Source organism: Amycolatopsis acidiphila (assembly GCF_021391495.1).
Taxonomy (GTDB): Bacteria; Actinomycetota; Actinomycetes; order Mycobacteriales; family Pseudonocardiaceae; genus Amycolatopsis_E; species Amycolatopsis_E acidiphila.
In genome coordinates this window covers 2,861,621-2,882,468 of record NZ_CP090063.1, presented here as the reverse complement: position 1 = coordinate 2,882,468, position 20,848 = coordinate 2,861,621, and the positions used below count along the sequence as shown (strand labels likewise).

The window sequence follows — 20,848 nt, the reverse complement described above, 5'->3', positions numbered from 1 at the left end:
CTGCCAGAACCCAGATGCGAAGGAGACCTCTGTGAGCCTGAGCTCGCCGGCTGAGCTCGGTGAACACTGTTCGGTAGCGCCGTTGCTACGCGACCTTCCGATGCGAACGCGGTTGGCGGTCGCCGGGGCACGATTCGGCGCAGCGGTCTCTCGTCTCTTCGCGGCTGGCGGTGGCGGCGTCATCGGCGGCCGGATCGCGCTCAAGCTGGACCCCAAGCGCCGCAACGGCTCGGCCGGGACCGCACCGTGGTATTGGTGACCGGCACCAACGGCAATACCAGGACCGCGCTGATGCTCAGCCGCATCCTGGAGACCCTCGGCCCGGTCGCCGCCAACGGTGACGGGGCGAATATGCCCGCCGGTGTACTGGCGGGCGGCACTGGCCGCTCGCGCGGACGCGCCCCTGGCCGTGGTCGAGGTCGACGAGAACTACGTGCCTACCGTCGCCGCGAAACTGCGCCCGGCCTGGTGCTGCTCAACCTCAGCCGGGACCAGCTCGACCGGGTGGGCGAGGTGCGGGCCACCGAACGCGCACTGCGAGCTGTCGTCTCGCAGTTGCCGGAGACGACCGTGATCGCCAACTGTGATGACCCACTGGTCACCTCAGCCGCTGCCGAATCCAGTCATCCCGTGTGCGGCCAGCGGACTGGCCGAGGGTTCCGGCAGCCCGCCGACGAACAGCTGGTAGATGCCATAGGCGATCGGAATGATCCCCAAACGCCCTGGATGCCGGGGCCCAGGGCGTCACGGGCCCGGTAGGACCCGCATGGCTGCGAGGAGCTGCGCGATACCGCCGAACGTGAACGCGAATGGCGCCAGCATCAGCGGGGCCGTCGTGTCGTTGCCGTACCAGCCGCCCAGGTTGGCGGCGACCATGAACGTGGAGACCGCGAACCCGAACAGCCCGAGGATCGAGGGGACCTCGACGGGGCTGAGGTGGAGGTGGGTGTGTTCATGCCAGAACGAGTACTCCGTCACGTCCCCGCCTCTGCGCTCGCCGTCTGCCGGCGTCACACTCCGGGTCATCTCTGTTTCCTCCTTCACTTCTCGGAACGGGCCGGGCCGGGCCGGTGGTCGTACGGCTTCTTCGGTCCTGCGGCGGATGAGCAGGAGTTGACCGGTCACGCGGTGCAGAAAACCGATGATCATGCTGATCTCCGTGAGGAACTGGTAGCCGCGCGGCCCGAATGCAGGTGGTGGGGAGCGGGAAAGCCGCGACCGCGACGGGCCCGAAGCGCAACGCGGCTGTCAGCCAGACGGGCGGCATCTAGACGGATGATTCCGTGAAGTTGGTGTCAATGGTCGGAGGCCGCCGCTGAGAAGAACTTCGCTCGTCGCAGTCAGACCGTGCGAACGCCCATCCGCCGAAGACTTCGGCAGGGGCACTCCCCGTTCTGCGGCCGCTTCGATCATTCGGCTATCTTCGGCCACGTCGAGAGCAAGCGGCTTTTCCGCTAGGATCGGCGATTCATAGCGCAACGCATCCAGCACGCCGCCCGGGTGTGCGTGATGCGGCAGGCGCAAGTCGATCGCATCGACGCGCTCGGCCCGGAGGGCCGCCAGGCTGGAGTACGGTCGTGCGTTGGAAGCAGCCCGGCCAGCCCGACCGCGCGGCCCTCGTCGACATCGACCACCTGCAGTTGGATTCTGTAGGTCACAAGCTCGGCCTCGCCGGGCACGGCCGTGCGGTTGAGTTCCGCGCAGCTGGCCCGGAAACCGCCGTCGAACACCGCGGACTTGGCGTGCTCACGCAACACTGTGCGAAGTTCTCGCAGCGCCTCGGTTGCGGTGATCAGCGCGCCCGAGCAGCAGCCGTGAGCAGTCAGTCCCAGCTGCGCAGCGCGATCTCGAGCTCGCGGCGGTAATGCCACACAACCGCTGTCCCAGGCGCCCTGTCAGCAGGTCGAGGTAGTCGTGGCGCTCGACCTCCAGGCGACGGGCACGTAGTCGTCGCGGCAGTTCGGAAGCCGTCCCGTTGTGCCCGGCACCGTTGCGCCGACACGAGCACAACCCGGCCTTCTACACGGCTGTAGACGTCAGCTCTCGTCGGGCCGAGGACCTGCGGACAGGGTTCAGGTCGTGCGGCCCTGCGTCAGACGGTGGCGGCTGGGCCGTAGCGGTGGACGGGCCGTCCGGCGTTGCCGTATTCGAGGTGGAGCTGAAGCGCGCCACGGCGGTGTAGTTCAGTCAGGTAGCGCTGTGCGGTGGGGCGGCTGATACCCAGTTGCGTGGCCAAAGCGCTGGCCGCCAAGGGAATGGGCGATGCGCGAATGGTGTCGAGGACCTTCTGCATGGTCGGGGACAGGGCGTCGGCTCGTGCTGCCGGGGCGGGGCCGCGAAGCATGTTGTAGAGGGTGTCCACAGTGGCCTGGTCGGCCTCGCCCGCACCGCTCGCGTGCTGGCGCCACTGCCGGTACGCCTCCAGCTGGCTGCGCAGCTGTGCCAGTCCGAACGGTTTGACCAGGTAGTACACCGCGCCCAGATGCATGGCCGAGCGGACCGTGCTCAGGTCCCGCGCCGCGGTGATCACGATGCAGTCCGGCGGCGCCGCGTCGTGGGAGTTCAGCCCGCGCAGAATGGAGAGACCGTCGTCGTCGGGCAGGTAGACATCCAGCAGGAGGAGGTCCGGTCCGAGGTCGGCGACGGCCTGCCGCGCCTCGGCGGCGGTGTGCGCCTGGCCGATGCAGCTGAAACCGGGGATGCGGTCGATGCTCGCCGCGTGGATGGCGGCGACCCGGTAGTCGTCGTCCACGATCAAAGTCCTGATCATCGCACCTGCTCCAGCTCGCTCCGCTCCGCCGGCGCCGATGGCCCGGCGGTGGGGATCCGCACGTCGAAGCACGCACCCGGCCCGGGGGCGACCTTGATCGACCCACCCGCCTGGTGCACCAGACGGTGCACCAGCGCGAGCCCGAGGCCGCGCCGCATCCCGCCGCGGGCGGACTTCGTGGAGTAGCCGTCCACGAAGATCTGGCGTAGCGCCTCGTCCGGGATGCCCGGCCCGGTGTCGGTGACCACCATGCGCAACTCGGTGCCCGCGTCGGAGAGCTGCACGCCGACCACCCGCGGCTCCGGGCCCCCGGAGACCGCCTCCACCGCGTTGTCGATCAGGTTGCCCAGCACGCTGAGCAGTGAGCTGGTCGCGACCGGGGGAAGATCGAGGTGGGAGTCGGGACTTACGGTGAGCCGTACGCCCCGTTCGGCCGCGATCGTCACTTTCGCCAGCAGCAAGGCGGCGAGCTCCGGCGGGGAGATCCGGGCACGCAGGTCGCCGGCCTGCGCGGTGGAGTCGTGGGAGATCTCCGCGAGATAGCGCGCGGCTTCGTCCGGTTCGCCGAGGCCGAGTAGCCCGGACAGCACATGCAGCCGGTTGTTGAACTCGTGCTCCTGCGCCCGCAACGCGGTGGTCAGCCCGGTCACCGCGTGCAGCTCGCGCACGAGCCCTTCCATCTCGGTGCGGTCGCGCAAGGTGATCACGGAGCCGACGTCGCGTCCGGAAAGGATCACCGGCATTCGGTTCACCACCAACAGGAACTCGTCGGTAAGGACGACCTCATCCCGGCAGTCGCCCGGGCCGCCCAGCAGGTCGTGCAGGCGCCCGGGCGGCAGGAGCTCGCCGAGCTGCCGGCCGCGCGCGGTGGTCGAGATCCCGAGCAGTCGGCGGGCCTCGTCGTTGATCACCTCGACCCGGCCGTCGGTGTCCACACCCAGCACTCCCTCTCGGATACCGTGCAGCATGGCTTCTCGCTCTTGCAGCAGGGAAACGATCTCGGACACCTCGAGCCCGAAGGTGGCCTTCTTGATGCGGTGCGCGAGCAGCCACGACGCGCCGACGCCGAGTGCTAGCGCCGCCGCGGAATACAAGATCACCCACAGGATCTCGTTCGCCAGCTCGCTCGACACCTGTTCCTCGAGGATGCCCACCGAAACCTGCCCGACGACGGTCCCGTCCGACCCGAACAGTGGGGCACGACCGTTGGCGGAACGTCCCAGGCTCCCGTTGTCGATGCCCAGGTGACCGCGCCCGTCGAGCGCCGCGACCGGTTCTTCGATGCGCTGTCCGATCAGGAGGGAGTTCGGATGGGAGTACCGCAGGCCTGACCGATCGGTGACCACGACGTAGGCGGCATCGGTGGAGCGCCGCACCTGTTCGGCCATGGCCTGGATGCTGTGGTCCGGGTCGTCGCGCAGGAGCGCCTCGCGGATCATCGGCATCTGGGCGACGGTGGTGGCGATGCCGAGCGCGCGCTGGCCGTACTGCGTGTCGAGGGTCTGGCCCGTGAGCTTGCCGTAGAGCAGGGCGCCGGCGGACACGGAGGCGAGCAGGATACCCAGCACGGCGAGCAGGATCTGGGACGCCAGCGGGCGTGACCGCCACATGACTGCTCCACTCTGCCACTGGTCATAGGGGCGTTTCCGCATGACACCACGCGGATCCACCGATGCCAAGCAAGCGCGGGCGAAAAGGCCGGATCGTCCCCATCGTGGCGAGCTTTATGAGCAGAACCCGCGAAACGCACCTCACGACCGGTATCGCACACAACGTTTTCCCGCCCTACCGCCGCTCTTAGCGTCGTGCATCACACAGACCACCCAACGAAGGGACGGCACCGTGCACGCAACGACGCCCGGCACGGCGGACCGGGACGAGCCACCGGCGATCGAACTGCGCGGGGTGACGAAACGGTTCACCACCGACAAGGCGACGCCCTACACGGCCCTGCGTGACCTCGACCTCGAGGTGGCACCCGGCGAGTTCTGTGCCGTGGTCGGACCGACCGGGTGTGGCAAGTCCACCACCCTGACCCTGGTGTCGGGGCTCGAGCGCCCCTCCACCGGCTCGGTCGAGGTCCACGGCCGACGTGTCTCCGGGATCACGCCGGGGGTCGGGTTCATGTTTCAGACAGACGCGATCCTGCCGTGGAAAACCGTGCTGGACAACGTATCCGCCGGCCCGCGGTTCCGCGGCACGCCGAAGCGCCAAGCGCTGGACGACGCACGTGACTGGATCCGCCGGGTCGGCCTCAACGGCTTCGAAGACCGGTACCCGCACCAGCTGTCCGGCGGGATGCGCAAACGGGTCGCACTCGCGCAGAACCTCATCACCGAACCCCGGGTCATCCTGATGGACGAGCCGTTCAGCGCACTCGACGTGCAGACCCGGGCCAAGATGTCGACCGAGTTGCTGGCGCTGTGGGACCTCACGCGGCCCGCAGTCGTGTTCGTGACGCACGACCTGGAAGAGGCGATCGCGCTCGCCGACACCGTCGTGGTGCTCACCGCCGGTCCCGCGGCCACGGTGAAGGCCCGGTTCGCGATCGACCTGCCCCGTCCACGGGTGGTCCAGGAAATTCGCTTCGAGCCCCGCTTCGTCGACATCTACCACCAGATCTGGGAAGCGCTTCGCGCAGAGGTCGACCTCGCTTACGCCCAGACCACCCAGCTCTCGGCAAAGGAGAGCTCATGACCACTGTCGACCCGAGCGTCAGTTCCCCGGTCACAGCGGAGACCGATGCCGGTCCTCGGTCACGGCGGCGCCGGCGAAAGCTCCTCGTGCACCTGACCCAGGCCGCGGTCCTGATCGTGGTGATCGGTGGCTGGCAACTGTTCGTCCAGGGCAACCAACGCTCCACCATCCTCTATGGGCTGCCCTCGGGCATCCTGTCGCGGCTGCAGACGTGGATCACACAGGGCACGGCCATCGGCTCACTCGGCAGTCAGATCTGGACCACCCTGCAGGAAGCTCTGATCGGCTTTGCCATCGGCACTGCGCTGGGCATCGTGTCTGGGATCGCACTCGGCAGGATCCGGTTCCTGTCCGACGTGTTCGGACCGTTCATCAAGGTGTTGAACGCGATCCCGCGCATCGTGCTCGGTTCGGTGTTCGTGCTCGCGTTCGGGCTCGGTCTGGAGTCGAAGATCCTGCTGGTGATCGTGCTGGTCTTCTTCGGCGTGTTCTTCAACGCCTTCCAGGGCACCCGCGAGGTCGACCGCAACTTCATCGCCAACGCCAGCATCCTCGGCGCCTCGCGCTGGCAGGTCACCCGCCAGGTCGTGCTGCCGTCCGCGTTCACCTGGATCATCGCGAGCCTGCACGTCAGCTTCGGCTTCGCGCTCATCGGCGCCATCGTCGGCGAGTTCCTCGGCGGCTACGCCGGACTCGGCGTGCTCATCAAGAACGCGCAGGGCACCTTCGACGCCAACGGCGTCTGGGCGGCGATGGTGATCATGGGGATCGTCGCGCTGATCGCGGAATGGCTCATCACCCGGCTGGAACGCCGGCTGCTGCGCTGGCGGCCCGCACAACTGTCCGGCCCTGACCTGTAACCACCCTCGTTGTCGGACGATCAAAGGAGATCACCGTGTTGAAGAAGAAGTGGTTGGCCGTGCTCGCGGCCTCGGCGCTGGGCCTGGCCGGTTGTGCGTCGACGGCGAGCCAGAACTCCGGCACCAGTTCCAGCGGTGGCACCGGGACCCCGGTGAGCATCATGGTCGGTGGGCTGAACAAGCAGATCTACCTGCCGTTCATGCTCGCCCAGCGGCTCGGGTACTACCAGCAGCAGGGCCTCAATGTGACCCTGCAGGACGAAGGCGCCGGCGTCGACGCGACCACGAACATGGTGGCGGGCGCGGTGCAAGGGGTCGGCGGCTTCTACGACCACACCATCGCGATGCAGGGCCTCGGTCAGTCGATGGAGTCGGTGGTGTCGATGCTCACCACCCCAGGTGAGGTGGAGCTGTGCCGCGACGAGGTGAAGGACCGGATCCACTCCCCGGCGGACTGGGCCGGCAAGAACCTCGGTGTCACCGACCTCGGCTCCTCCACCGACTTCCTCACCCAGTACCTGGCGCAGAAGAACGGCGTCGACCCGGCGAAGATCCACCGGGTCGGCGTGCAATCCGGTAACACCCTGATCGGCGCGCTGCAGCACGGGAACGTCGACTGCGCGATGACCACCGAGCCCACTGTGTCCACCCTGCTGGCGACCGGCTCGGCCTACGTCCTGCTCGACATGCGCACCGCGGCGGCCACCACGCAGCAGCTCGGTGGCGAGTACCCTGCGACCTCGCTGTACATGATGACCAGCTACGTGGACAGCCACCCCGACGTGGTCCAGAAACTGGTCAACGCGTACGTGGCGACGCTGAAATGGATCCAGACCCACACCGGCGCCCAGGTCGCCGACCAGATGCCTGCCGACTACTACGCCGGCTCCGGTAAGGACGCCTACGCCAAGGCGTTCGACAGCGAGAAGGGCATCTACAACCCGACCGGCATCATGCCCCCCAGCGGGCCGCCGACCGACCTCGCCGTGCTGCAGGCGTTCAACCCCGACGTCAAGGGCAAGTCGATCGACGTGTCCAAGACCTACACCGACAAGTTCGTCCAAGCGGCCAAGTAACGCGTGAGCCGGTCTCCACCCCGTTCACCCGGTGGAGGCCGGCGAACGACGGCCGAGGCGCCGCCCCATGGTCTCTCGTGCAGGGTCTCGACCCCATCTCCGGTCAGGCCGTCGACGGCCCGCCTCCGCCCGGCCATCGCGAGCAGCAGCACTGGCAACGGCCCGGACACCTCCAGCCCCTCACCCGTAGACCAATCGGCATCGGTGGCTCGTAACTGCAGGGCTGTCCGACGACGGATGAGTCGGGGTACTCCGGAGGCGTTGGCCACTACAACCATTTCGCCGGCACCGGGCGGCGCCTCGATCTACTGGACCCCGAACACGGCGGCATCCGCGCCAAGCGGTCCTCCATGAGATAGGAACGCTCCGCACTGGGCTACCCGACCACAGACGAACACAGCGTTCCCGGTGGACGGAGCAACGACTGCATGCACGGAAGGATCGTCTGGACCGCGGCCGACGACGCCATCACCGTTGGCTACAAGTGATCGCAGCGGCCGCTCATCCAGGGCGGTCGGTGGCCATGGCTACGGGCGCCTCGGAGCTGGATACCAGAACCCTGCCTACCGGTGCCCGATCGTGCCGTGCACGGATGGGCACCGGTACAAGATAAAGGCAACCCGACCGACCCAACCCGTCCTGCCCGGTCGCGTGGAGCAACGACCGATGACCGCTCGCCGCCCGATCTGCCACGGTCGGCGGCGTCCGGCTGAGATCGCGGCCGTCAGGTCCGGCGTCGGCGTCGGTGCCCTCCTCGGAGTTCGGCGGCGTGCCGAGCCACGCCCCCAGGCGGTATAGAAGCTGCCGGCGGCGTTGACACCAGTCCGGGGTACGACGTTGGCCTTGGAGTGCACGACGAAGAGGCGTACCCGGCCGAATCCGTTACCGCGGCCAGCCCTTCGTCGGCGGCGCCAGCCACCAGCGGCGTGGCGGAGGAACGCTCTGGAGCGCATCCGTGCCGTGACCGGTGTGGGCGGCTCGGGGGACCGACGGTGAAACTGATCTCGGCCGTGTTCCGGCCCGGTCACTTTGCAGGACACAAAGGACGTACTGACCACCTTCGGCGTACGCGGTCTGACGGTGCGCGAGGTATTCACCCTGACCGGAGACCGCCCGCGCGTGGAGATCTACCGCGGGCAGCGGGTGGCGACCAACCTGCAGCCCAGCGTGCGGGCCGACGTGCCGGCCGCCGACGACGAGGTGCAGGATCTCGTGCACATCATCCGGCAGGTGGCCGGCGCCGCGACGACGGCTGGCAAGGGCTGGATCTGGGGTACACCGGTCGAGTTCCTGCTGTGCATCCGCACAGGTGGATACTGGGGCCGGCGCGATGTGACCTCGGGGAGCCATCTGTTCGGGTGAAGGAGGCAACGTCCGGGGCGCGTGCGGCGTCTCCCCGTTCGTGCCGACTTCGAAAGGGATCGCTGTGCTCGCTCGCTCGACCATGACCGGCAGGCGCGTTCGGTACGCTGCTGCCCTCGCGTGCGCGGCGCTGGCGCTCAGCGCCTGCACGTCGAACGGGAACGGGTCGCCGACCGTGCCAGTCGTCGGCGGTTCGGTGGCGTCTGTCGCGCCTGCGGCCCAGGTGAGCATCGCGGGTGGCGGTAGTACCGACTTCAATCCGCGGACGCCGATCGTGGTGGCGGTGACCGACGGCAGGCTGACCAGCGTCACGGTGACCAACGCGGTGAAGGGCAACACGGTCACGGGCACGTTGTCCGCCGATGGTTCGAGCTGGACATCGGCCGAGGAACTGGGTTACGGGTCCACCTACACCGTGGTGGCCGACGCCGTGGGCGTCGATGGCAAACCGACCGAGCAGAAGGGCACGGTGAAAACGGTGACCCCGGCTGCGCAGGCGTATCCGGCGTTGACTCCGGCGCCTCCGGCCGCCGGAGTGACGTTCGGCGTCGGACAGATCATCGGAGTGTCCTTCGACCACAACATCACGGACCGGGCCGCGGTCGAAAAGGCGCTCACCGTGAGGACCAACCCGCCCCAGCCGGGCGGGTGGTATTGGATCGACGCCAAGACGCTGCACTACCGGCCGCCGGTCTACTGGCGGGCGGGCACCACCATCACGCTCGAGGCCAACCTCTACGGCGTCGATCTCGGCGGTGGGGTGTACGGCCAGACCGACCGGTCGGCCACCTACCAGATCCATGACTCGTGGGTGGCCAAGGCCGACGGGAACAGCGAGCAGATGCAGATCGTGCACAACGGTGTCGTGACCGCCACGATGCCGATCAGCATCGGCAAGGACGCCACCCCGACACACGCCGGCCCGCACGTGATCACCGATAAGCAACAGCAGGTCGTGATGGACTCCTGCACCTACGGCGTCTGCCCGCCCGCGCCCGGCGCCTACCGTTCGACCGAATACTGGGCCGAACGGATCTCCAACGACGGGGAGTTCGTGCACGAGAACCCCAACATGGTGGGCGAGCAGGGCAGCTCGAACGTCTCCCACGGATGCATCAATCTGAGCCCACAGAATGCGCAGGCGTTCTTCGCTCAGTTCGGTCTCGGCGACGTCGTCGAAGTCACCAACACACCCGGGCCGCCGCTGCCGGTCTGGGACGCCTACGGCGACTGGGAGCTCAGTTGGGCGGACTGGCAGGCGGGCAGCGCGCTGCACTGAGGTGGCTCAGCGGATCACGCCGGCGCCCGCTACCAGGGCCCTCGCGCTGGACCACCTTGACCAGTGGCGTCCGCACCACCAGACCGAGCGCCCCCACCAGGCCGCCGACGAGAAGGCCGACGATGACGTCGTGCGGATAATGCGCACCCGCGAACACCCGCGACGCCGCCATCAGCAGCGCCACCCCACCGGCGGTGCAGCAGGAACAGGGCGACCGCGAACCCGGCGCACATCGTGGCGTGGCGGCGGTCCGTGGCGCCGCCCCGCCAGCAGCCGCACACACCCGGCCACCGCCGCGACCACGGTGTTGCCCGCGATGACCGGGAAGGTGGGCGGCACCGCCATCCCGACGGCCAGCGCTGTGGCGGAGAGACCATGGTCGGGGCGGACCCGCGCGGTGGTTCCGCCACGACACCGAACACCCCATCACCTGCCGGTGACCCGACCTCGTTGGCTGGTGGTTTCGGACGCGCTCAACCGACAGGTGCGGGCGTCCGGTTCAAATGGGTGTATCGGCGTGATCGCCGATCGGACACACGTGAGGTACATGGCGACGTTCAAGCGGACGAGTGGCGGTCCGGGGGGATGACCGCCACTCGTCTCAAGCGGCGACTCTCGCACGGTGTGAGGGCAGGCCAGAGCCGCCGCGGCAGTGGGGTGTTCAGTGACTGAGGCGGTGCCCTCCTTCGCGATAGGCCGGCTGCCTACTCATCTCAGCTGATTCAGCGTCAACGGCCCCGTTTCTGTCACTTCTCAGCCTGGACGGCCAGACCGACACCTATATCGACAGGTCGGTAATTTTCCGGTACGTGCGATCTGACGTGACCTCTTGGCCTTTCTGTTACCATCGTCCCAACGGGGCTCGGGTTTCCCCCATCGTCTTGCGACTCTCCGACGTTACGAATTTCGGGCGTGTTCCTTGTCGCACCAATTCCTGTCGTTGTCGTGATGCCTGTAGGGCATGATCACACTCTCACTCGAAAGAGTGACGATGGGGACTTTCTGCGTCGCGGCCGTGAGGGCGCCGCGCGCCGAGCGATTTTCTGGAGCACACTTTGCATAAGTCTGTGGGTCGTCTTGCTGCCGTACTGGCGGCCGGCGCCCTGATCACCTTCGCGGCCCCCGCGGCGTTCGCCGATGAGACCTCGTCTCCGGCCACCCCGACCTCCGACACGAGCACGAGCGAGGTCGTCACCACGGCGCCGGAATCGACCTCGAGCGGCGCCTCAGCGCCGACCGAGCCGACGAGTTCGGCGAGCAGCACCACCGGGGCGAGCAGCACCACGTCGACCTCGACGCGCACCACCGACTCCAGCAAGCCGACCACGACCAGCGAGTCGAGCACCTCCTCGACGCCGGAGGAACCGCCCTTCCAGGACGACACCGCCTACGGGATCGACCTCGGCAACGGCTATGGCGGTCTGATCATCGCCTGCGCGGAGGGCCAGCCGAGTAACGTGAGCTCCCCGGACTTCGACATCGTCGATGGCCCATATCAGGAGGAGCAGGACGGCCGCTACTGGGACTACCTGGTGCAGCTGCACGACGGCATCACCTTCGCCAGCGGCCAGGTCCGCCTCGACTGGACGTGCGGTAGCGACGCCCCGCAGGGCGGCGGCGCCTCCGGCGGCGGCACGACCGTTACGCCCGTCCCCGGCTCGGGTGACGCCGCGGCATGGCAGGCCGGCAACGGCGGCAAGGCACAGGTCGCCTTCGCGCCCAAGTCGGGCGTGGAGACCGGCTTCGGCGGCACCGCGCAGGGCTGAGCGAATGCGGAACCCCTTCCGGCAGGGTGGTCGCGGCGTCGCGGCCGCCCTGCTGCTCACCCTCGCACTGACCGGCTGCGCGAGCAGCGGCGGCCCAGCCGCCGCACCCCCGGCGCCGACCTCGGTGTCGGTGACCAAGCCGTATGACAAGCTGCGGCCGACCGAGGTGCGGATCCCCAAGATCCAAGCCGACTCGTCGCTGCTCGCCGTCGCCGTCGACCACACCGGTCAGATCGCCGTGCCGTCGGTCAAGCAGCCGATGCAGGCCGCCTGGTACCGGCTCTCTCCGGTGCCCGGCGACGTCGGACCGGCGATCATCCTCGGCCACGTCGACGGCAACCACCAGCCCGGCATCTTCTACAAGCTCAAAGATCTCGCCGTGGGCGACGAGATCTTCGTGACCCGCAGCGATGGCAAGAACCTGAGGTTCGTCGTCGACCACACCACGCAGGTCCCGAAAGACCAATTCCCCACCGACGCGGTCTACGGCAACACCGACCAACCCCAACTCCGCCTCATCACCTGCGGCGGCGTCTTCGACCACGCTGAACACAGCTACAAAGACAACATCGTCGTCTACGCCAACCTCACCTGACACCTCAGCAAGCAAGCCCCCGGAGTGCAGACCGCGTCCGATCCGCACTCCGGGGGGTTGCTCCACTGCCGAGGAACTGACAACCGAGGGCGCCATCGCTCGGCGGGATGCGCAGGCGCTGGGTATCACTCTGGAAGACCTCGCCGAGATGCACAGCCCACCCCCGTTACCTAATGAATCTTGAACAGCCCGCCGGGACTGCTGGAAGCCTGCCCGTTACCTGACGTTCGAGGTCGGGGTCTCCATCCCTCCCCCTCCCCGGCAGGACCGCACATCGGGACAAGCCACACTCACCTGGGGCAGCGAAAAAACGAGCGAATCCCACCGGACGCCACGATCATGACATTGACGCGAAAAAAGCCGACGCGAGCTTCAGGATGTCATTGGCCTGCTCGAGTTCTCGGTTCTCCTTGCGCAACCGGTCCAGCTCGGCGCGCTCGGTCACGGCCAGCTCACCACCGGCCGCCGCCACGGGCGGGGCGTCCCGCTGGAGGGCCTTGACGATCCACACACGCAGTGTTTCGGGGTGCACGTCGACCGTCGGGCCGACCGCGTGCGCGGCCGAGTAGGCGGACCCGTAGTCATCGAGGCGGTCCAGGGCCAGACGGACGGCCTTCTCGCGAACCTCGGGCGGGTAACGCTTGGGCATGGTGACCATCATCCTCATGAAAGGAAGCGGCCCCCAACCCGTGACGGTTCATCAGGCCCGGCGAGCCGGAAGACGTGACCGCACGCGTCGGGGCCGAGCCGAAGCGCCTGCCCGATCGCGATCAGCACCTGAGCGGATGGGCTACGTTCCCGCCCTTGTTCCAGCCGCGCGTAATAGTCGATGCTCACGCCCGCGAGCACGGCCACCTCTTCGCGACGCAGGCCGGCGACCCTGCGGTCGCCTCCGCCCTTCAAACCGGCCTCCGCCGGGCCGACGCGGGCACGATGAGCCCTGAGGAACTCCCCGAGCTCGTTGGATCCGGTCGGCACGATCATCACTGTATCGTCGCTTCCCGGCATCGACGACCGCATGCCCTTCGCCGACCAACGCATCGGTGACCACACACGCCAAGGCACTGATCGCGGTGATCGCGGCCGTCACGTTCGCCCCGACGATCCCGGGCGGCGCGTCGACGAGCACATTCGGCGGGACGACATCGTCGCGGAAACCCTCCACAGTACGACCCATGACGACATCCACCGGCTCCTCTCCGCCTCGTCGACGAGCTGACCACCACTTGAAAGGTTTCGATGCCGCGGCACCGGCGGCAGGAGGCCGGGTCAACTTCAGCGCGGCTTGCGAGTCCATTCAGCGCGATGTCCGCGGCGGCCGAGGACGTCCCGGCCGGCGCGCCGGCAAGGGTCTTGGGCAGACCGAGTCCGCTGAAAGCAGGTGTGCTCATAAGCAGTTGTGGACGCGGGGCGCCCTGAATCTCCGCAAGTAGAGGGGTTGCCCTGCCCGGCGCGGACCTGGTCGGCCGCGGCCCGGACGGAGTGCGTCTGCGGTATTCGCGGCTACGCCCGCTGGGCGTCGAAGTCGTGGATCCAGCCGAAGTTCGCGGGCAGGTCGGCCAGGTCCCGGTCGCGCTGCCGCGCGGCCGGTCCGTCCGGCAGATGCAGGAGGCCGGAGGTCACCCACGAGCTCCGGGCGACCTGCCGGGTCCGGGTCCGGCGGAGCGCCTCGTACCGCCGCAGTGCCGCTTCGAGTTCGCCGGGCCGTGCTTCGGCGAGACAATCGGCGAGCGTGACCGCGTCTTCGATGGTCTGGTTCGCGCCCTGGCCGTGGTGTGGCAGCATCGCGTGTGCGGCATCGCCGAGCAGGACGACCCGGCCGCGGCTCCAGTGGTTGAGCGGCGGATGACTGAACAGCGCCCAGCGCTGTGGCTGCGCTCCCTCGGCGATCATCGTCCGCACTGCCGGATGCCACTCGGCGAAGGCAGCCAGGTTTTCGGCGGGAGCAGTCGGCAGCACCCAGTTCGGCGCGGTCCAGTGCGCCGGCCCCTCGACCACGGCCAGGAAATTGATCACCTCACCCGAACCGATCGGATAGTGCAGCAGATGCCCGCCAGGGCCGACCCAGAACTGGATCGCCTGCGGATCGGGCAGCATGCCCAGCCGGGCGGTGGGGACCAGCCCGCGAAACCCGCTGGTGCCGGAATAGACCGCGTCCGCGGCCCCGGTGAGCCACTGCCGCACGGTCGAGTGCGCTCCGTCCGCGCCGACCACGACGTCCGCCGGATCGCTCGGTCCGTCGGGAAGCTCCAGCCGGACGCCCTCGGGCCGCTCCACCACCCCGCGCACCCGGCACGCCGTACGCACCTGGTCGAAACCCCATGCGGTTCCCAGAACCCGCTGGAAGTCGACCCGGTGAATGCCGTAGAACGGGTACCCGAAGCGTTCGCGATACCAGCTGCCGACCGGGTGCGCGGCCAGGCGTCCGCCGTCGCGCCAGTGCCGGTAGATCAGCTCGGTCGGAGTCGCGGCATGGGCGGCCAGCTCCTCGCGGAGCCCCAGCCGTTCCAGCAGCCGGGTTCCGTTGGCGGACAGGGCGACCGCCGCCCCGACCTCGCGCAGCTCCGGCGCCTGTTCGAAGACTTGGGCCTCGATACCGTGCTGGCGCAGTGCCAGCGCAAGCGTCAGACCGCCGATTCCCGCCCCGACGATGGCCACCCGCACAGCCACACCTCCCTCATCGACCCAGCAGCGAGTCGGAGATGATCTTAAGCTGGATCTCCGAAGTCCCTTCGAAAATCTTGGTCAGGCGGGCGTCCCGCCAGTAGCGTTCGACCGGGAAGTCGGTGGTGTACCCGGCGCCGCCGTGGATCTGCACGCCCTCGCTGGTCACCCGCTCGGCCATCTCGGAGGCCACGAGCTTGACCATCGAGGCCTTGACGTTACCGGACCGTCCCGCGTCCACCTCCGTGCAGACCTGGTACATCAGCGCACGCGCGGCCTCGATCTGCGCCGCCATGTCCGCGATCTTGAAGCGGATCGCCTGGTTCGCCCCGATGGGACGGCCGAACTGGACTCGTACGCCCGCGTAGGCGATCGAATCTTCCAGGGCGCCGCGGGCGAGCCCGACAGCCCGGGCCGCGGTGTGGATCCGCGCGGTCTCGAGATCTCCCATGGCGATCCGGAAGCCCTCGCCCTCCTTGCCCACGACGATGTCGGAGTAGGCATCCTCGAAGGACAGCTCCCAGGTCTTCCATCCGTGGTAGCCGATCTTGCGGACCGGCGTCCCCCGCACGCCCTCCGGCAGGGTGCCCCGCTGTTTCGGCATCAGGAAGCAGGTCACGCCGCGGGAACGGTGCCGCGGATCCACCGGGGCCGTGCGCGCGAACACCTGGAGGTAGTCGGAACCATCGGCGAAGGTGCACCACATCTTCTGACCGCTGATGCGCCAGCCGTCCCCGTCCGGAACCGCCCGGCAGCTCATGTTCGCCACATCGGAACCCGCTTCGGCCTCGGACAGGGCGAACGCGCTCAGGAACTCCCCGCGGGCCATCTTCGGCAGGTATCGCGCGCGCTGATCCTGGTCGAAGCCCGCGGTGAACTGCTGTCCGCGGGCGATGAGGCTGGCGACGCTCATCCAGGCCCGCGCGAGTTCCTCGACGATGATCGCGTACTCGGCCAGCCCCAGCCCGAGACCGCCGTACTCCTCGGGAATGAGGATGCCGAAGAACCCCAGTTCGGCCATCTTCTCGCGCAGGCTCATCGGGATCTCGCCGTGGACCGGGTCGAGCTCGTTGGCGACCGGCAGCACCTCGCGCATCGCGAACTCGCGGGCCATGGCCTGGATCGCGAGCCGGTCTTCGGTCAGAAACGGCTCGACGCCGTCGTGGCGCGTCATGCGACACGCTCGAAGATCGTGGCGAGTCCCTGGCCGCCGCCCATGCACATGGTCTCGAGACCGTAGCGGCTGCCGCGGCGGCGCATCTCGTGGGCGAGTGTGGCCAGGATGCGCGCGCCGGTCGCGCCCGCGGGATGGCCCAGCGAGATGCCGGACCCGTTCACGTTGAGGCGCTCGTGGTCGGCGGCCGTGCACTTCCACTCCCGAAGACACGCGATGACCTGCACCGCGAACGCCTCGTTGACCTCGATGAGGTCGATGTCGGCCAGCGTCAGCCCGGCCCGGTCGAGTGCCTTGGCCACGGCGGGCACCGGGCCGATGCCCATGATCCGGGGCGGGACGCCCGCCACCGCGGAGGAGACGATGCGCAGATAGGGCGTGAGCCCGAGTTCCGCCGCCTTCTCCGCCGTCGTGACAACGCTGAGCGCCGCACCGTCGCTCTGCCCGCAGGCGTTGCCGGCGGTCACCGTCGATTCCGGGTCCTCGGCGAGCCGGACCGGCCGCAGGCGTGCCAGGTCCGCCATGGTCAAACCCGGCCGGGGATGTTCGTCGAGCGAGATGACCGACGCGGGCGCACGCCGGGTGGCGGGCACCGTCACCGGCACGATCTCGTCGGTGAACGCGCCTGTTTTCGTTGCGGCGACGGCCTTTTCCTGGGACGCGAGGGCGAACTCGTCCTGTTCCTCCCGGCTGACGGCGTACTCGGCCCGCAGATTCTCGGCGGTCTCGAGCATCCCGCCGGGGACGGGGAAGTGGGTTCCGCCGGCGGTGGTCCGGCCACGCGCGATGCGGTTCACCAGCTCGAGCTTTTCGCCTCGCACCCCCGTCCGCAGGCCGAGGGCGTAGTACTCGGCCTGGCTCATCGCCTCGACCCCGCCGGCGACGATGACGTCCGCCCAGCCCTGTCCCACCGTCAACGCCGACTGCAGGACAGCCTGCAGCCCGGAACCGCAGCGCCGGTCGAGCTGCATACCGGCGACCCCGGTACCCAACCCGGCGTTGAGCGCGGCGACCCGGCCGATCGCGGGAGCTTCGCTCGTCGGATAGCAGTAGCCGAGGACGACGTCGTCGACGTCCCCCTCCCCCAGGCCGGTGCGGCTCATCAGTCCTCGCAGTGCCTGGGTGGCGAGGTCCGCGGCGGTGAGGCCGCTGAACATCCCGCCGTCCACCCCGACCGGTGTGCGGACCGGATCGCAGATGACCACTTCTCGCATTCAGTCGACCTCCTGACGTGGGGTCGCGAGCTGTTCCGCGAGCTCGCGCAGGGCGGCCGCACGGATCTTCGCGCCGTTGGTGCCGACGGTCGTCGGCATCTCGGAGATCAGGTGCACGGTCCGGGGAACCTTGAACTTCGCCAGCGTCGAGGCGCACCAGGCGCGCAGCTCGGCCGGGTCGGGCGCACTGCCAGGAACGGGCTCCACGAAGGCGATGGCGCTCGTCTCACCGTCGACCGTGAGGCCGACGACCTTCGTCCGGGCGACCGAAGGGTGCTCGGCCAGCCGGTTCTCGATCTCGGCGGGTTCGACCAGGAATCCCTTGAGCCGCAGGGAGTCGCCCATCCGGCAGAGGTAGTGGAACGACCCGTCGGGGCGGACGGTGCCGAGGTCGCCGGAGCGGAACCAGCCGTCGTCGGTGAACGAGCCCCGGCGGATCGCGCCGTCGGCGTCGCCGAGATAGGTGTCGACCACGTGGTACCCGCGGAACTGCAGTTCGCCGGGCTCGTCGCCGGTGGCGGGCTCTCCGCTGAACGGGTCGACGGCACGAACCTCGATTCCGGCGGACACCGGGCGGCCACCGCCGCGCCACCGGGCCGGGGCCGGATCGTGCTCGCGCCAGAAGGCCGTGAGGGCGAAAACCTCGCTCGAGCCGTAGATACCGAACACGGGCGTGCCGGTCTCCGACTCAGCCCACGCGGATACCTGCATGGAGTTGCCGTAGAAGTCGCCGATCAGCAGACGCCGCCACGCCTTGAGGTCGGCCGGGCGCGCACGCCAGGCTGCCATCAGCCGGCCGCTGATGTCGTCGGCGCCGGCCAGATGCGAGACCGCGAACTCTTCCATGTGCCGCAGGACCAGGGCCGGGTCGAAGCTGGGCTCCAGCAGCACGGCGCCACCACCGGCGATCGCCGCGAGCGCCGGGACGAACCCGAAAACCCCGGACAACGGCAGGACGATGAGGCTCACCGAGGTTTCGTCCCAGCCGCCGGCCTCGGCCACGGCCCTGGCATGCCGGGCCACGGCGCTGCTGCGGTGGGCGGCGAGCTTCGGCCTGCCGGTCGAACCGGAAGTCGTGAACGCGACCGCCATCTCGTCCGGTGCGCCGCTGAGGGCACCGAGATCCAGCTCGGCCGACGGCGGCGACGGCACCCACGCTCCGGCGCCGACGTCGTAGGCGGGAAGCGCCTCGTCCGCCGCGGGAGCGGCGCCGGGCGCGCTGATCACGGCGACGGAAGGCGGGAGGCAATCCGCTTCCGTGACCGCCGCCCGCAGGCGCCCGGCCAGGTCCAGCCCGAGAAACTCGTGGGCGACCGCGACGACCTTGGGCTGTGCCTTGGCCAGGACGTGCGCGACGTCGGCGACGCCGTAGCGGGTGTTGATCCCGATGACATGCGCACCCAGTGCGGCCGCGGCGAACTGCCACACCAGGGAGCCCGACCAGTTGGGCAGCCACACCCCCAGGCAGTCGCCTCGGCCCACACCTCGCGCACGCAGGTCGTCGCGAAGCGCGACTGTCCGGCGCCAGAACTCACCACGGGTGGTGCGGCGAGGACTGCCATGGGTGTCGATGACCACGACCGCGCCGGGATCGGCGGCGACGACCTCGGTGAGCAGATCGACGAGCGTGGGTGTCCCGGACTCGCTCACGCGCGAGCCTCCGTCCGGTCCCCGAGCCCGGTGAGCCACCCGTGCAATGTCGGCGCGAACGCGTCGCCCAGCTCTTCCATCGGGTAGTGGCCGATGCCGTCCAGCAGCGTGTACCGAGCGCCCGGAACGAGGTCGGCGGCGACCCGCACGTCGGCGGGATCGAGCCACAGGTCGTCGGCGCCCACCACGAGGTGCACGGGGCACGCGACGGTCGGCAGCTGCGACCGGACATCGTGGGTGACCCAGCCGATGAGATCGCTGTTGGAGATCTCGGGGTCCTCGCGCCGGTGCATCCTGGCGATGAGCTCGGCCCGGTCCGCGGGCACCCGGCTGCCGACCACCGCGAGCGTCCCGAAATAGGTGCGGTCCGAACGGCTCGGCGCGGCCGAGTCCACGAGCTCGCGCTCGAGGCCGCGCACGGTGAGCTTCTGGGCTCCGGCGTCGGTACCGCCGTGCGCCGCCATGGCGACCGCTCCGGCGAGACGGTCACCCCGTCGCACGGCGAGCTGCAGCGTGATCGCCCCGCCGATGGAGCAGCCCACCACGAACGGACGCTCGAGCTCCAGGCGGTCGATGAGCTCCTCGCACCACGCGGCGTAGACGGCCAGGTCGCGCACCGGTCCGGCCGGTGCCGGCTCGGAGCGGCCGTGCCCGGGCAGGTCGGGAACGATGACGCGATAGCCGAGCGCGGCGAGCTCCGACTGCACGTCGCGCCACTGGACACCGCTCTGCCCGGCGGTGTGCAAGCAGAGGACCGGCTGCCCGTGCCCCTCTTCGAGCACGAAAGACCGGGTACCACCCACGTCGAGGTAGTTCGCCTTCATCAGTCAGTTGCCTTTCCGCGGTGCCGGGCTGCCCGCCAGCACTCGCGCCTCGTCCACGAGCGAAATGATCGCCCGCGTCAGCCGGAGGTACTCATAGGCGTTGCCGTGCACGGTGAACTGGTCCTTCATGGCCCGTTGGGTGAAGTCGTTCGCCGGTCCGGTGATCAGCTCGGTCCAGACGACGTCCGGCGCGCCGAGCGTGAAGGCCGGGCCGTCGGGCGTCCGGGGCCCGCAGTCGATCACCCGGCCCCGGTAGACGCGGAAGAGCAGCTGGTCGAGGTCGAACCGGAGCCCGATCGTCCCGTCCCAGGTGCCCGTCGCCTCGGTGAACGCCGGGGCCTCGTTCAGCCGCTCGGCGAGCCGGCGGCCCCAGGCCACGGTGGGAAACGCCCGCCCGAGGCGCGACTCGTGGTCGTCGACGGCCGCGCGGGCGGTGACCAGCGCCGAGGTCTGCCCCTCCTGCACCACCGTGCCGTGCTGGTTGCGCACGACGACGTGCCGCCCGATCACCCCGTTGGTCAACGCGGAGGTGCGGCGGCACCGGGTCACGGTCATCTCGTAGGTGACCGCGTCTCCGACGTACAGCGGGGCCAGGTACTGCCACCGCGTGTCGAAGGCCGCCTCGACATGCGTGGACAGGCCGAGCCGGTGGTGCCAGCCGAAGAAGCCCGACAAGCCGAGCGGGCCGTGCACGAGCGGCCGCCCGTCCGCGGAGTGCCCGTGTTCGGTGTGCAGCGGGTGCTCGTCACCGCTGACCTCGGCGAAGGCCGCGACGACCGCCGCTGAGAAGACCCGCTCGGGACCGGTGAACCGTTGGCCTACCTCGAAGTCCTCGAAGTAGGGAGCCCGCGTTCCTGGTCCGTGCAGTGCCTCCGGGACTTCAGCGGCAGTGCTGCTCATGGCCGTCCTTCCGGTCC

General features: G+C 69.1%; 23 protein-coding genes and 1 pseudogene. 11 read left to right on the top strand and 13 right to left on the bottom strand.

Going from position 1 to position 20,848, the window contains the following annotated elements; translation table 11 throughout:
* Positions 1-100 precede the first annotated feature (100 nt).
* Positions 101-259: a hypothetical protein gene (locus LWP59_RS13955; protein WP_229858060.1), complete on the top strand. Its 159-nt coding sequence runs from the start codon at positions 101-103 to the stop codon at positions 257-259.
* The gene (locus tag LWP59_RS13950; protein ID WP_233459044.1) at positions 256-759 is read left to right on the top strand and encodes a hypothetical protein; all 504 of its coding nucleotides are present in this window, start codon (positions 256-258) and stop codon (positions 757-759) included. Before LWP59_RS13955 ends, LWP59_RS13950 begins: the two co-directional genes overlap by 4 nt.
* On the opposite strand, the gene LWP59_RS13945 is transcribed toward LWP59_RS13950, so the two are convergent.
* The 4 genes from LWP59_RS13945 to LWP59_RS13935 all read right to left on the bottom strand — a co-directional run bounded on the left by LWP59_RS13945 (position 745) and on the right by LWP59_RS13935 (position 4,380).
* Positions 745-1,026: an acetate uptake transporter family protein gene (locus tag LWP59_RS13945; RefSeq protein ID WP_229858058.1), complete on the bottom strand. Its 282-nt coding sequence runs from the start codon at positions 1,024-1,026 to the stop codon at positions 745-747. The genes LWP59_RS13950 and LWP59_RS13945 overlap by 15 nt on opposite strands.
* A gap of 222 nt (positions 1,027-1,248) precedes the next feature.
* Entirely contained in the window at positions 1,249-1,704 is a 456-nt protein-coding gene (locus tag LWP59_RS40970) for a Gfo/Idh/MocA family oxidoreductase (protein WP_144635568.1), read from the bottom strand.
* Positions 1,705-2,092: 388 nt separating this feature from the next.
* Positions 2,093-2,770, bottom strand: a complete 678-nt coding sequence (locus LWP59_RS13940) for a response regulator (protein WP_144635175.1) — start codon at positions 2,768-2,770, stop codon at positions 2,093-2,095.
* Complete coding sequence (locus LWP59_RS13935; protein ID WP_144635178.1) at positions 2,767-4,380, bottom strand: ATP-binding protein; 1,614 nt, start codon at positions 4,378-4,380, stop codon at positions 2,767-2,769. The genes LWP59_RS13940 and LWP59_RS13935 overlap by 4 nt, the downstream gene beginning before the upstream one ends.
* A gap of 232 nt (positions 4,381-4,612) precedes the next feature.
* Here LWP59_RS13935 and LWP59_RS13930 point away from each other — a divergent pair, with 232 nt between their 5' ends.
* The 6 genes from LWP59_RS13930 to LWP59_RS13905 all read left to right on the top strand — a co-directional run bounded on the left by LWP59_RS13930 (position 4,613) and on the right by LWP59_RS13905 (position 10,044).
* Complete coding sequence (locus LWP59_RS13930) at positions 4,613-5,467, top strand: ABC transporter ATP-binding protein (RefSeq protein WP_144635181.1); 855 nt, start codon at positions 4,613-4,615, stop codon at positions 5,465-5,467.
* The gene (locus LWP59_RS13925) at positions 5,464-6,327 is read left to right on the top strand and encodes an ABC transporter permease (protein WP_144635184.1); all 864 of its coding nucleotides are present in this window, start codon (positions 5,464-5,466) and stop codon (positions 6,325-6,327) included. Before LWP59_RS13930 ends, LWP59_RS13925 begins: the two co-directional genes overlap by 4 nt.
* A gap of 35 nt (positions 6,328-6,362) precedes the next feature.
* Positions 6,363-7,403 (top strand): ABC transporter substrate-binding protein, encoded by a 1,041-nt coding sequence (locus LWP59_RS13920; protein WP_229858056.1) that lies wholly within the window; start codon positions 6,363-6,365, stop codon positions 7,401-7,403.
* Between the two features lie 371 nt (positions 7,404-7,774).
* Positions 7,775-7,891 (top strand): LGFP repeat-containing protein, encoded by a 117-nt coding sequence (locus LWP59_RS13915; RefSeq protein WP_229858068.1) that lies wholly within the window; start codon positions 7,775-7,777, stop codon positions 7,889-7,891.
* Positions 7,892-8,483: 592 nt separating this feature from the next.
* Positions 8,484-8,765, top strand: a complete 282-nt coding sequence (locus LWP59_RS13910) for a P-II family nitrogen regulator (RefSeq protein ID WP_229858055.1) — start codon at positions 8,484-8,486, stop codon at positions 8,763-8,765.
* A gap of 196 nt (positions 8,766-8,961) precedes the next feature.
* Entirely contained in the window at positions 8,962-10,044 is a 1,083-nt protein-coding gene (locus LWP59_RS13905; protein ID WP_308431765.1) for a L,D-transpeptidase, read from the top strand.
* Here the strand turns inward: LWP59_RS13905 and LWP59_RS13900 are convergent.
* A complete protein-coding gene (locus LWP59_RS13900) occupies positions 10,004-10,228 on the bottom strand; it encodes a phosphatase PAP2 family protein (protein WP_229858053.1) in 225 nt (74 codons plus the stop codon). The genes LWP59_RS13905 and LWP59_RS13900 overlap by 41 nt on opposite strands.
* Positions 10,229-11,111: 883 nt before the next feature.
* On the opposite strand from LWP59_RS13900, the gene LWP59_RS13895 reads away from it, so the two are divergent.
* Together LWP59_RS13895 and LWP59_RS13890 are read left to right on the top strand one after the other, a co-directional pair.
* Positions 11,112-11,810, top strand: a complete 699-nt coding sequence (locus tag LWP59_RS13895; RefSeq protein WP_144635193.1) for a hypothetical protein — start codon at positions 11,112-11,114, stop codon at positions 11,808-11,810.
* 4 nt (positions 11,811-11,814) lie between these two features.
* Entirely contained in the window at positions 11,815-12,405 is a 591-nt protein-coding gene (locus tag LWP59_RS13890) for a class F sortase (protein ID WP_144635196.1), read from the top strand.
* Between the two features lie 337 nt (positions 12,406-12,742).
* On the opposite strand, the gene LWP59_RS13885 is transcribed toward LWP59_RS13890, so the two are convergent.
* Positions 12,743-13,063 carry a transposase gene (locus LWP59_RS13885; RefSeq protein WP_186383102.1) on the bottom strand — a complete coding sequence of 107 codons (321 nt, stop codon included), beginning with the start codon at positions 13,061-13,063 and terminating at the stop codon, positions 12,743-12,745.
* Positions 13,064-13,107: 44 nt separating this feature from the next.
* Positions 13,108-13,389: pseudogene (locus LWP59_RS13880) on the bottom strand (helix-turn-helix domain-containing protein); the annotation flags it as partial.
* On the opposite strand from LWP59_RS13880, the gene LWP59_RS13875 reads away from it, so the two are divergent.
* The gene (locus LWP59_RS13875) at positions 13,367-13,624 is read left to right on the top strand and encodes a hypothetical protein (protein WP_144635205.1); all 258 of its coding nucleotides are present in this window, start codon (positions 13,367-13,369) and stop codon (positions 13,622-13,624) included. The pseudogene LWP59_RS13880 and the gene LWP59_RS13875 overlap by 23 nt on opposite strands.
* Positions 13,625-13,908: 284 nt before the next feature.
* On the opposite strand, the gene LWP59_RS13870 is transcribed toward LWP59_RS13875, so the two are convergent.
* Genes LWP59_RS13870 through LWP59_RS13845 form a run of 6 tightly spaced genes read right to left on the bottom strand, consistent with a single transcriptional unit; the run spans position 13,909 to position 20,831 of the window.
* On the bottom strand, positions 13,909-15,075 hold the full coding sequence (locus tag LWP59_RS13870; protein WP_233459045.1) for an FAD-dependent monooxygenase: 1,167 nt from the start codon (positions 15,073-15,075) through the stop codon (positions 13,909-13,911).
* A gap of 7 nt (positions 15,076-15,082) precedes the next feature.
* Positions 15,083-16,243 carry an acyl-CoA dehydrogenase family protein gene (locus tag LWP59_RS13865; RefSeq protein ID WP_144635208.1) on the bottom strand — a complete coding sequence of 387 codons (1,161 nt, stop codon included), beginning with the start codon at positions 16,241-16,243 and terminating at the stop codon, positions 15,083-15,085.
* Entirely contained in the window at positions 16,240-17,457 is a 1,218-nt protein-coding gene (locus LWP59_RS13860; protein WP_144635210.1) for an acetyl-CoA C-acetyltransferase, read from the bottom strand. Before LWP59_RS13860 ends, LWP59_RS13865 begins: the two co-directional genes overlap by 4 nt.
* Positions 17,458-19,107 carry an AMP-binding protein gene (locus LWP59_RS13855; RefSeq protein ID WP_144635213.1) on the bottom strand — a complete coding sequence of 550 codons (1,650 nt, stop codon included), beginning with the start codon at positions 19,105-19,107 and terminating at the stop codon, positions 17,458-17,460.
* On the bottom strand, positions 19,104-19,931 hold the full coding sequence (locus tag LWP59_RS13850; protein ID WP_144635216.1) for an alpha/beta fold hydrolase: 828 nt from the start codon (positions 19,929-19,931) through the stop codon (positions 19,104-19,106). Before LWP59_RS13850 ends, LWP59_RS13855 begins: the two co-directional genes overlap by 4 nt.
* A 3-nt stretch (positions 19,932-19,934) precedes the next feature.
* The gene (locus LWP59_RS13845; protein WP_144635219.1) at positions 19,935-20,831 is read right to left on the bottom strand and encodes a hotdog family protein; all 897 of its coding nucleotides are present in this window, start codon (positions 20,829-20,831) and stop codon (positions 19,935-19,937) included.
* Between the last annotated feature and the right edge of the window lie 17 nt (positions 20,832-20,848).